Here is a 10,521-nt window from a genome sequence, read left to right as displayed (position 1 = left end):
GTGCGCGGCGGTGCGGGGTGCGCGGCGGTGCGGTGGTGCGGGGCGGTGGGGCGGCACGTGGTTGGGGCGTCGCGGTGGCGCGGGGTGGCGTAGTGGCACACGGCCGCGTGGGGCGGGCGAGGTCGTTCGCCAGGCGTTGGATGGTCGCGGTGAGGCGGTGCGCGGCGTTCGGTGGCGGCTCGATCGGCGGCGGCCGTAGGCCATCGCCGTCGTGCCGGTTTTTCCCGCCACCGAACATGCGACATTTACCCACAAGTCAGACGTACCCCGACAGGTCCGCGACCCCTTACGTCACTCCGCCTGCGGGTCATCGTTACATGTGGTAGTTATGTGACTCTCCTGCGAGATTAAAGGGCTCGCAAGATCCCTCACCCCTCAAGTTTCAATTCTCGTTATCTTTGGAGTTTTCGTGCGTAATCGCTCCACGCGGGCTCGCCTCGGGCGATCGGTTTCGGTGTGGTCGCCGGTCGAGGGCTCGCGCAGTCTGGTGGTGGGCGCCTTCGCCGTGGCGGCCATCGCGACGCTCGTGACGGGCTGTGGAGGGAAGGGCAAGAGCCCCTCCACGCCCTCGGCCGCCGACAGTTCGGCGGCGGCCGGGAAGCTGCCGGAGGCGACCACCTTCGCAACCCTCAAGAACATCCCCAAGGACACCGCCGCGATCGCGTCCGCGGACGGCACCGTGGTCCACCCCACCGCGGCGCTGCCCGTCTCCGCGACCCCCGGTGGCCCGCCGGTGGCGACGCTGCCGGCCAAGGAGCTGGGCGGTCCGACCTGGGTGCCCGTCGTCGAGACCAAGCCCGGCTGGCAGCGCGTGCTGCTGCCGAGCCGCCCCAACGGCGCGGCCGGCTGGATCGCGTCCGGCAACGGCAAGGTGGAGACGGCGCACAGCCCGTACGACGTGAAGGTCGACACCTCCGCGCGCCGGCTCACCCTGCTCAAGTCCGGCAAGTCGCTCGGCACCTGGACCGTCGCCGTGGGTGCGCCCAAGACGCCGACGCCCGCCGGACGTACGTTCATCCTCGCCTCGCTCGCCCCGGCGAAGCCCACCTACAGCCCGCTGATCCTGCCGGTCGGCGCGCACTCCGACTCGCTCGACACCTTCGGCGGGGGGCCGGGCACCGTGGCGTTCCACGGCTGGCCGCAGAAGTCGGTGTTCGGGCAGGCCGTCACGCACGGCTGCGTACGGGTGCCGGCGGACGCGCTGAAGCAACTGTCCAAGGTCCCGCTCGGCACGCCCGTGCAGATCTCCAGCTAGCTCGAACCGGTCACATGATCTCGAGCCGTTCTGGCTTCCTCAGGAAGTCATCACCCCCATTAGGAGAGAGACAACCATGCGTAAGCATCTGAGATACGGCGCGATCGCGAGCGCCGTCGTGGCTCCGGCGGCCGCTGCCGTCGCCATCATGCCGACGGCCTCCGCGACCGGCGGGGGCACCCCGTCCTCGGCCTTCGGCATCTACGCCGCCGGCCTGGTGAACATCCCGCGGACGCCCGAGGTGTCCTCCGAGTCCCACCCCAGCACCAAGAGCGTCGTCTCGGTGCCCGGCAACCCGCTGGTCCACCTGTCCGTGATCCGTACGCGCGCCGTCCCCGGCCACGCGGAGGCCAGCGTGGTCGACCTCAAGGTCGCCAAGGCCGCCATCAGCCCCGATGCCGTCCTGTCCGCCAAGCTGATCTCGGCCCGGTGTGACGACGGCGACGGCTCCTCGCGCCTGGTGAACGTACGCCTGGCGGGGCACGCCATCCAGGCCGGCATGTCGCCGAACAGCCGCCTCACCGTCCCGGTCGAGGGCCTCGGCGGCGTACAGGTCACGGTCAACAAGCAGGTCCGCAACCCGGACGGCAGCGTCACGGTCACCGCACTCGAACTCGCGGTGCAGGCCCTCGGCAAGAGCCAGACGATCGCCGTCTCGTCCGCGACCTGCGCCGGCTCGTCTGGCGAGGCCCCCCGGCCGACCCCGGTGCCCAGCAACCTCCCGGTCACCGGCTGATCCTGACGCCGGGCGGCCCCCGACGTACGGAGCCGCGACCGCACCTTCGAGGGCCCCGCGCTGACACTCGCGCGGGGCCCTCGGTCTGCGACGACGGCCCGGCCGTTGCCGCAGGAGCGTCGTCCGTGGCCCGTCGGGTGCGCGGCGACCTCCCGCGAGGTCAGTCGCTGCTGGTCGGGGTGTTCTCTTTCGTGTACTCCCAGTGCCACGGCTCGAACGGGTTGCTGTAGGCCCACGCCGGGTGGAAGAACTCATACTTCTTGGAGTTCGCCTGGAGCCAGCTGAACTGTGCCGACCCCTGGTTCTGCACGCCGCCGCAGAGGTCCACGGCCGTGCCGTACCCGTGGTTGCTGTGGCCCGGCACCGCGGCCATGCCCGGCCGTTCGGCGTAGATCCGCTGCTGTTCGGCGAGTGGCCGGTAAGAGTCGGTCAGGCACATCTGCACCCCGAACCGGCGTTTGTACGCGTCGTTCAGGTTGTAGAAGGCCAGCGCCGCGTCGGCGCGCAGGGACCGGCCCGGCTGCGGGAGCTTGCACAGGTATCGCGCCGGGATCAGGCCGTTCGGGAACTTGCGCGCCTCGGCGACCAGGCTCTTCTGGCACGTCAGCCGCAGCCGCGCGTTCGGGTCCAGCTTCTTGAGCGCCGCGGTCAGCTGCGCCGTCAACGCGGCGGCGCGCGCCTTCAGGCCGCTGACGTCCTGCTGCAGCCGGGTCTGCTCGATCGCGTTGCGCGACTGGAGGTCCTGGGCCGTGGCGGCGAGCTGCTCGTGCTGTTTGCGCAGCTGGTTCGCCTTGTTGATGAGGGTCTTCTGGTCGTTGGACAGCATCGTCAGGTCGGTCGCCGCCGCGAGGTCCTGGTCGGGGTCCTTGCCGCCGATCAGCGCCGGTATCCCGAGCGACGCCGGGTCCTTGTACGTGTTGGCGGCCAGGCGCGCGAGGGGTTCGCGGATCTGGTTGAGCTGCTCGTCGGCGGCGCCCAGGTCAGCGAGGGTCTTCTTCAGCTTCTCCTCGGAGGACTTCAACTGCTTGTTGCGGTCCTCCCACGTCTTGGTCGCCTTGGCCAGCTCCGCGCTGGCCTTGTCGGCCTGCTTGCGGAGAGCTTCGACGCTGCTGGGCGAGGGTGTCTGAGAGGCGGAGGACCGGTCCGAGGCACCGGCCACCCACAACGACATGAACACCGAGATCGCCGCGATCAGCGCCACCGGACGAGGGCTTCGCACGGGGATCCTTCCGGGGCTGGCGACTACGTGACGCTGCTCGACCGTACTACAGGTGCCAGTGTGATCTGACGTCTGTCTGTGACGGCCGGGTTACGGGTCATCCATCCGATTTGCGCCTGCACACCTCCCAGGCCCACGGCCACCTCTTCAGGCTCGTCGGGCAGGCCGTGGTCGGGCTCGATCGGGAGGGCGTGTGGGTGGCCCGGGGAGGGGTGGGCGCCGAGGTGACGAGGGGCCGCGCGGGTACGGGGGTCGGCTTCGGTCGGCGAGGCGGGACGTACGCGCCCCAGGTCGGCTCGGGCGGCGCAGCCTCCGCCCGGCGATGGCTCGGCCGGGCATGCGCGGCGGCGTGCCCGTGGGACCCGCCGCCGAGGGTCAGACCCGCGACCAGCAGGCCGATCACCGCGATCGCGCCCACCAGCAGCGTCATGCCGTAGCGGAACGGCAGGACCTCGAACCGGGCCCAGAGACGGCGCGCCATGACGGTCGGAACCAGAGCCGATGTCCACTTGCGTCGCCGATCCACGCGAGCAGGGTAGCGAGGAACGCCCCATCGCGCGTCCACTCCAATCGGTTACCAGGTCAGCGCGGGAAACGGCGGTGGATCCGGCCGATGTCCACACTTCGGGCCGCTCTCGTCGGCACGCCGCTCGCCTGGGATACTCGCTTTTCATGGGGATGCCGATCTTGTTGACCGTGGATGACGATCCGTCGGTGTCCCGGGCGGTGGCCCGTGACCTGAGACGCCGGTACGGACAGGACTTCCGGGTGATACGGGCCGACTCGGGGCAGGACGCGCTCGAAGCGCTGCGTGAGATCAAGCTGCGCGGCGACACCGTCGCGGCGATGCTCGCCGACTACCGCATGCCGCAGATGGACGGCATCGCGTTCCTCGAACAGGCGATGGACCTGTTCCCGCACGCGAGGCGCGCGCTGCTCACCGCGTACGCCGACACCGACGCCGCCATCCAGGCGATCAACGTGGTGGACGTCGACCACTACCTGCTCAAGCCCTGGGACCCGCCGGAGGAGAAGCTCTATCCGGTCGTGGACGCGTTGGTGGAGACCTGGCGCGCGGTCGGCGACCGGCCCGTGGAGGAGACCAAGGTCATCGGTCACCGCTGGTCGGCCCCGACGTACGAGGTGCGCGACTTCCTGGCCCGCAACTCCGTGCCGTACCGCTGGTACTCGGTGGACGAGCCGGAGGGATGCCGTCTGCTCGAGGCGGCCGGCGCCGGGCGGGAGGACATCCCGGTGGTGATCACCGCGGACGGCAAGGCGCTGCGCTCGCCGAGCGGGGCGGAGATCGCCGCCGTGGTCGGCCTGTCCACCGAGCCGGCGGCCGAGTTCTACGACCTGATCGTCATCGGCGGCGGGCCCGCGGGCCTGGGCGCGGCGGTGTACGGCGCCTCGGAGGGCCTGCGGACCGTTCTCGTCGAGCGGCAGGCGACCGGCGGGCAGGCCGGGCAGAGCTCCCGGATCGAGAACTACCTCGGCTTCCCCGACGGCGTGTCGGGCAGCCAGCTCACCGAGCGGGCCCGCCGGCAGGCGCGCAAGTTCGGCGCCGAGGTCCTCACCGCGCGCGACGTGGTCGGCCTGGAGGCACGCGGCTCGGCCCGGGTGATCACTTTCAGCGACGGCAGCGAGATCGCGGCTCACTCCGTGGTGCTGGCCAGCGGCGTGGCGTACCGGTCACTGGAGGCGTCCGGCTGCGGCGACCTCACCGGCCGCGGCGTGTACTACGGGTCGGCGTCCACCGAGGCGCAGGCGTGCAGCGGCGAGGACGTCTACATCGTCGGCGGGGCGAACTCCGCCGGCCAGGCCGCCGTGTTCTTCTCCCGCCACGCCCGGTCCGTCACTCTCGTCGTACGGGGCGCGTCGCTGGAGCAGTCGATGTCCCATTACCTGATCGAGCAGCTCAGGGCCATCGAGAACGTGCACGTACGCGTCGGTACGAGCGTGGTCGAGGCCCACGGCGACGATCACCTGGAGGCCATCACGCTCCGCGAGAGGGAGAGCGGCAAGACCGAGACGGTGCCGTGCGGGCACCTGTTCGTGTTCATCGGCGCGGCGCCGTATACCGACTGGCTCGGCGAGTCGATCCTGCGCGACGACCATGGCTTCGTCCGTACGGGGCCGGACCTGCTCGCCGAGGGGCGGCGCCCGGCGGGCTGGACCCTCGACCGAGATCCGCTGTACCTGGAGTCGTCGGTGCCGGGCGTGTTCGTCGCCGGAGACGTACGCTCACAGTCGGTCAAACGCGTCGCCTCGGCGGTCGGCGAAGGCGCGATGGCGGTCACTCTCGTGCACCGATACCTGGAGGAGCGATGAGCACGCTTTCCCCCGACGAACTGCGCACGCTCTTCCTCTTCGAGAAGCTCACCGGCGACCAGCTCGACTGGGTGAGCGCGAACGGCGAGGTCGAGGAGTACGCGGAGGGCACCAAGGTCCTCGACGAGGGCGACCCCGCGACGTGCTTCTACGTGCTGCTGTCCGGCACGCTGCGGATGACGCGTGTGGTGCACGGCGACGAGCTGGAGATGCTCCGCAGCTCCCAGCGCGGGTCGTACTGCGGCGCCACCCAGTTCCTCACGGGCCAGCGCGGCGACCAGCGATACTCCGCCTCGGTGCACGCGATGACCGACGCGACGTTCTTCTCCCTGCCGGCCGCGGAGTTCGGCGCGAAGTTCGGTGAGTGGTTCCCGATGGCCGCGCACCTGCTGGAGGGCATGTTCCTCGGGCGGCGCAACACCGACGCGGTCGTGGGTCAGCGCGAACGCCTGCTCGCGCTCGGCGCGCTGTCCGCCGGCCTGACCCACGAGCTGAACAACCCCGCCGCCGCGGCCGTCCGCGCCACGTCCTCGCTGCGCGAACGCGTCGCCGGGATGCGGCAGAAACTCGCGTTGCTCGCCCGCAAGGACATCGACCCGAACCTCCTCGAACAGCTCATCGACGTGCAGGAGATGCTGGTCAAGCAGGTCGCCCACGCGCCGAAGCTGACCGCGATGCAGACCAGCGACCTCGAAGACGAGCTGTCCGACTGGCTGGAGGACCACGACATCGCCGACGGCTGGGACCTGGCCGCGGTCTTCGTCCCCGCCGGGATCACGGTGGAGCGGCTGGACGAGGTCCACGCGGCGGTGGGCGAGGAGTTCCTCAACGCGGCGCTGCGCTGGCTCGGGTACGCCGTGGAGACCGAGTCGTTGATGGGCGAGATCGAGGACGCCACGACGCGGATCTCCACACTGCTCGCGGCGGCCAAGCAGTACTCCCAGATGGACCGCGCACCGCACCAGTGGATCGACGTGCACGACGGCCTCGACTCGACGCTGATCATGCTCTCGGGCAAGCTCAGCCACGTCGAGGTGGTCAAGGACTACGACCGGTCGCTGCCGCAGATCCCCGCGTACGCCGGCGAGCTGAACCAGGTGTGGACGAACCTCGTGGACAACGCGGTCGCCGCGATGAATGGCGACGGCCGGCTGACCGTCCGCACGGCCCGGGAGAACGACCGCCTGCTCGTCGAGATCGGCGACAACGGCCCGGGCGTGCCGCCGGAGCTCAGCCAACGGATCTTCGAACCGTTCTTCACGACCAAGCCGGTCGGCGAGGGAACCGGCCTGGGCCTGGACATCTCGTGGCGGATCGTGGTCAAGAAACACCGCGGCGACCTGCGACTGCGGTCCGAGCCGGGCGACACGCGATTCCAGGTCCTCCTGCCGTTCACCGAGGACACCGACGACGCCTGATCGATGACGGCTACGACCAGCGGCGGAAGCCGCCCTCGCTGTTGATGACCTGCCCGGTGATCCAGGAGGCGTCGTCGGTGGCGAGCCAGGCGATGAGGCGGGCGGGGTCGCCCGGCGTTCCCCACCGGCCGGCCGGGAAGCGTCGGCGTACCTCCTCGTGGGCGGCGGGTGGGGCGTAGCCGGTGTCGACGGGGCCGGGGTTGACCGCGTTGACGGTGATCCCCTGGTCGGCGAGGTGGTCGGCCAGCGTTGGAGTGATGGCGGCGAGGGCGCCCTTGGCGCTGGCGTAGGCGATCTCGTCGCGCATCGGGCCGAGGTTCTGCCCGGAGGTCATGAGGATGACCCGGCCGCCGGTCCGCCCGTCGTGCCGCGCGGCGAACGCCTGGGTGAGCAGGATGGTGGAGCGGGTGTTCACGGCCCAGTGCGCGTCGAGCATGGCGGCGTCGAGTGTGCCGAGCGGACCGTCGCCGCCGCTGCGCGCATGGTTGCAGACGAGGATGTCGAGGTGCCCGAACGCCGCCGCGGCCGCGTCGATCAGGCGTTCGGGCGCGTCGGGCTCGCCGAGGTCCAGGCCGAGATGGTGGACGGAGGCGTCTTCGGCGGCGACGCCGTCGACCACCGCCTGAATACCGCCGGGGTCGGCCCCCCAGGGCTGCTCGGCGTCATGCGGAACGTGGTGGTGGAGGAAGACCCCGGCTCCGAGCCCGGCCAGCCTCCGCGCGACCGCGAACCCGATGCCGGCCCGGCGGCTGACTCCGGTGACGAGCGCGACCCTGCCACGCAACGCCTGGGATGAGGGGGACTCGGCAGCGCACATGCTCGCCAGCCTGGACGCGCGAGGGCAGGAGCGGCAACCCGATTTCGGTCTCGTCCGATCACCGGCGAAGGCCGTCTGGCCATCGGTCGTGGCTTGACCCCCAAGATCGAGTTGGGTCGGCCCGTGCCCTCGGCCGGCCGGGGGCACCGATCGCGAGGGCGACCGGGTACCGCTTCGGCCGATCCGCTGTGAGAGGCTCGCGGGCATGCGGTGGCCGATCACAGGGGTGGGGCGTCGTCTCTTGGCGCTGGTCTTCTTGGCCGCCCTGTTCGGAGGCGCGCTGGGCTCCAGGACGGCGCACGCGACCGCGGCGAAGAGCACCGCCGGGCCGGTGGTGGCCGTGGGCGTGCCCGGGCTGCGGTGGGACGACCTCAACCCGCGTGACACCCCGAACCTGTGGCGGCTGGCCGGACGCGCGGGACTGGCGAACGTGTCCACCTACACGGTGTCGGGAGTCACGTGCCCGGTGGACGGCTGGTTGACGGTCTCCGCAGGTCAACGGGCATCTTTGGGCGGCAGTGAGCCGGTGGTGTGCGGGCTGCCCTCGCCGCCGTCGCCGAGCGGGGCCGGGGCGGTCGTGCCCGGCTTCGCCGAGATTCGTGCCCGGAACCTGCGCGGAAAGTACGCCGCGTCGGTCGGTTCGCTGGGCACCGCGATCCACCGGGCCGGTGGGCTGACGATGGCGGCCGGGCCGGGGGCGGCGTTCGCCGCGGCCGATGATCGGGGGCGGGTCGACTTCTACGCCCCGGCGCCGGAGGCCGTTCCAGCCACCAGGTGGGCCTCGGTGCGGCTGGCGGTGGTGGATGTCGAGGACATCCAGCGCGCCTACCTCCGGGCCGGATCCGCGGCCGTCACCCGAACGCAGCGGGCGGCCGCCGTACGGCAGGTCGACCGCCGTCTCGCCACCGTGCTCACCACCCTTCCGGCCTCGGCGAAAGTCCTGGTCGCGGGCGTGTCCGACACCACCCGGCGGAACTCACTGCACGTCGTCATGGCGGCCCCGGCCCTCCGGCCGGAGTATCTGACCTCTGCTTCGACCCGCCGACAGGGGCTGGTCACCCTGACCGACCTGACCGCCGGCGTGTTGTCGGCCGCCGACGTCCCGGTTCCGGCCGCCGTGATCGGCCGGGCCTGGCATCCGGACGGCAGGCCGGCCACGGTCGCCGCGGCGGCGGACTCCCTCGGCGACGCCAACCGGGCCGCCGAGATCAGCCGGCACTCCATGACGCCGTTCTGGATCGCCTTCATGGCCGGGCAACTGCTGCTGTACGCGGCGGGGGCACTGGCGCTGCGGCGCAACTGGCAGGGCGGACGACGTCGCCGCGTCCTGGCGGCGACCCGTACGGTCGCGTTGTGCGGGGCGGCGGGCCCGCTCGCGACCTACCTGGTGAACCTGCTGCCGTGGTCACGTTCCCCTCATCCGGTCACCACGATGCTCGCCTGCGTCGCCGCCTTCGACGCCCTCCTCGTCGCAGCAGCCCTGGCAGGCCGGTGGCGGCGCGGCGTCATCGCACCCGGCACGATCATCGCCGCGCTGACCATGGTCACCTTCGCCGTCGACGTGATGACCGGCGCACGGCTGCAGTGGAACAGCGTGACCGGCTACAACCCGATCATCGCGGGGCGCTTCTACGGATTCGCGAACATCGCGTTCGCCGCCTACGCCACCGCGGTCCTGTTCACCGCCGCCGGCCTCGCTCACCTGCTGGTCACCCGCGGTCATCGCCGTTCAGCCGTGATCGTCGTCCTGGCGCTCGGCGCCGCCGCCGAGGTGGTCACCGCATGGCCGGACTGGGGCGCCAAGTTCGGCGGCACCATCGCCTTCATCCCGGGCATCGTCATCACCGCCCTGATCGTCGCCGGCCGCCGGATATCACCCGTACACGTCGTGGGATGCGTGGTCGCCGGTGTGGTCGTCATCGGGACCTCGGCGTTCGTCGACCACCTGCGCCCTCCCGCACGTCGCACCCACCTCGGCGAGTTCGCCGGGCAGGTGCTGAACGGGCAGGCCACCACGGTCATGACCCGCAAGGCCGACGCGATGCTGCGAAGCGTCGGTCACTCCCCAGAACTCACCATCTTGACCGTGGCCGCGTTGCTGTTCCTGTGGCTGGCGCTCATCCGCCCGACCCGGTGGCGCGCCGGGGCCCTCGAAATGGCGTACGGGCAGGCACCCGCGCTGCGCGCCGGCCTGGGCGGTGCCTTCGCCACCTCGATGATCGGATTCTTGGTCGAGGACTCGGGGATCAGCGTCCCCGGGATCGCTCTGGCCATCGCGGTGCCCCTCACACTGGCCGCCGCCGTCCGTGCGCTCGCGATCCACCGTCAGGCGGCCGGAGTCCTCCCTTCCGAGCGGGGCTGATCGACCTCGCCGAGCGGGGTCACCGGCCGAGGATGGTGATGGACAGGCGAGAGTCGGTGGAGGCCCTGGCCAGGGCGGCGGCCTGGGACCGGTCGGTCCGTACGACGATCAGTGCGCCCTCGTCCGGGTCCAGGCCCGGTTTGGGGACGGCCAGGATCGGAACGGACGACACCACCGTCCGGGCCGGCACGGTGGTGTCGGAGCGGGCGGCCAGCACGTCCACCCGGTCGCCCGGGTGGAGCAGACGGGCGACCGCTGCGTCGGCCAGGCGGATCGGGGTGGCGACGGCGGCCGGGTCGCCGTCGCCCAGGAGACCGCCCGACCGCAGCCGGGCGTCGGTCAGGGGTTCGCCCCGGCGCACCGGACCGGACAGGGTTCGGCCC

At 71.5% G+C, this 10,521-nt stretch carries 9 protein-coding genes; 5 read left to right on the top strand and 4 right to left on the bottom strand.

Features of this window, described 5'->3' with window-relative positions; translation table 11 throughout:
- Positions 1-454 precede the first annotated feature (454 nt).
- Both ACFFNX_RS31085 and ACFFNX_RS31080 read left to right on the top strand, forming a co-directional pair.
- Positions 455-1,255, top strand: coding sequence for a protein-sorting L,D-transpeptidase LdtCP (locus ACFFNX_RS31085; protein ID WP_378209434.1), 801 nt, complete (start codon positions 455-457; stop codon positions 1,253-1,255).
- A 76-nt stretch (positions 1,256-1,331) separates the two neighbouring features.
- A complete protein-coding gene (locus ACFFNX_RS31080; protein ID WP_378209433.1) occupies positions 1,332-1,991 on the top strand; it encodes a choice-of-anchor P domain-containing protein in 660 nt (219 codons plus the stop codon).
- A gap of 160 nt (positions 1,992-2,151) precedes the next feature.
- Here ACFFNX_RS31080 and ACFFNX_RS31075 read toward each other — a convergent pair whose 3' ends face one another.
- On the bottom strand, positions 2,152-3,210 hold the full coding sequence (locus tag ACFFNX_RS31075) for a D-alanyl-D-alanine carboxypeptidase family protein (protein WP_378209432.1): 1,059 nt from the start codon (positions 3,208-3,210) through the stop codon (positions 2,152-2,154).
- Positions 3,211-3,307: 97 nt separating this feature from the next.
- Positions 3,308-3,736, bottom strand: coding sequence for a hypothetical protein (locus tag ACFFNX_RS31070; protein ID WP_378209431.1), 429 nt, complete (start codon positions 3,734-3,736; stop codon positions 3,308-3,310).
- A gap of 170 nt (positions 3,737-3,906) precedes the next feature.
- Between ACFFNX_RS31070 and ACFFNX_RS31065 the strand changes: the two genes are divergently transcribed.
- Entirely contained in the window at positions 3,907-5,541 is a 1,635-nt protein-coding gene (locus ACFFNX_RS31065; RefSeq protein ID WP_378209430.1) for an FAD-dependent oxidoreductase, read from the top strand.
- Entirely contained in the window at positions 5,538-6,959 is a 1,422-nt protein-coding gene (locus ACFFNX_RS31060) for an ATP-binding protein (protein ID WP_378209429.1), read from the top strand. Before ACFFNX_RS31065 ends, ACFFNX_RS31060 begins: the two co-directional genes overlap by 4 nt.
- A 10-nt stretch (positions 6,960-6,969) precedes the next feature.
- Here the strand turns inward: ACFFNX_RS31060 and ACFFNX_RS31055 are convergent, their stop codons facing one another.
- Entirely contained in the window at positions 6,970-7,776 is an 807-nt protein-coding gene (locus ACFFNX_RS31055) for an SDR family oxidoreductase (RefSeq protein ID WP_378209428.1), read from the bottom strand.
- 226 nt (positions 7,777-8,002) lie between these two features.
- Here ACFFNX_RS31055 and ACFFNX_RS31050 point away from each other — a divergent pair, with 226 nt between their 5' ends.
- The gene (locus ACFFNX_RS31050; protein WP_378209427.1) at positions 8,003-10,138 is read left to right on the top strand and encodes a hypothetical protein; all 2,136 of its coding nucleotides are present in this window, start codon (positions 8,003-8,005) and stop codon (positions 10,136-10,138) included.
- A 19-nt stretch (positions 10,139-10,157) separates the two neighbouring features.
- On the opposite strand, the gene ACFFNX_RS31045 is transcribed toward ACFFNX_RS31050, so the two are convergent.
- Positions 10,158-10,521, bottom strand: a 364-nt coding sequence (locus tag ACFFNX_RS31045) for an RcpC/CpaB family pilus assembly protein (protein WP_378209426.1), incomplete at its 5' end; no start/stop codon positions are given.

It is taken from the genome of Actinoallomurus acaciae (assembly GCF_042429965.1).
In the GTDB taxonomy this organism is placed as follows: Bacteria; Actinomycetota; Actinomycetes; order Streptosporangiales; family Streptosporangiaceae; genus Actinoallomurus; species Actinoallomurus acaciae.
Note: the sequence above shows the minus strand (reverse complement) of the source record. Positions and strands in the feature narration are given on the sequence as shown.

Bases quoted from the DNA above. Each gene is read 5' to 3' on its own strand.
- ACFFNX_RS31080 (WP_378209433.1), top strand. From the start codon at position 1,332: ATGCGTAAGCATCTGAGATACGGCGCGATCGCGAGCGCCGTCGTGGCT.
- ACFFNX_RS31060 (WP_378209429.1), top strand. From the start codon at position 5,538: ATGAGCACGCTTTCCCCCGACGAACTGCGCACGCTCTTCCTCTTCGAG.
- ACFFNX_RS31055 (WP_378209428.1), bottom strand. From the start codon at position 7,776: ATGTGCGCTGCCGAGTCCCCCTCATCCCAGGCGTTGCGTGGCAGGGTC.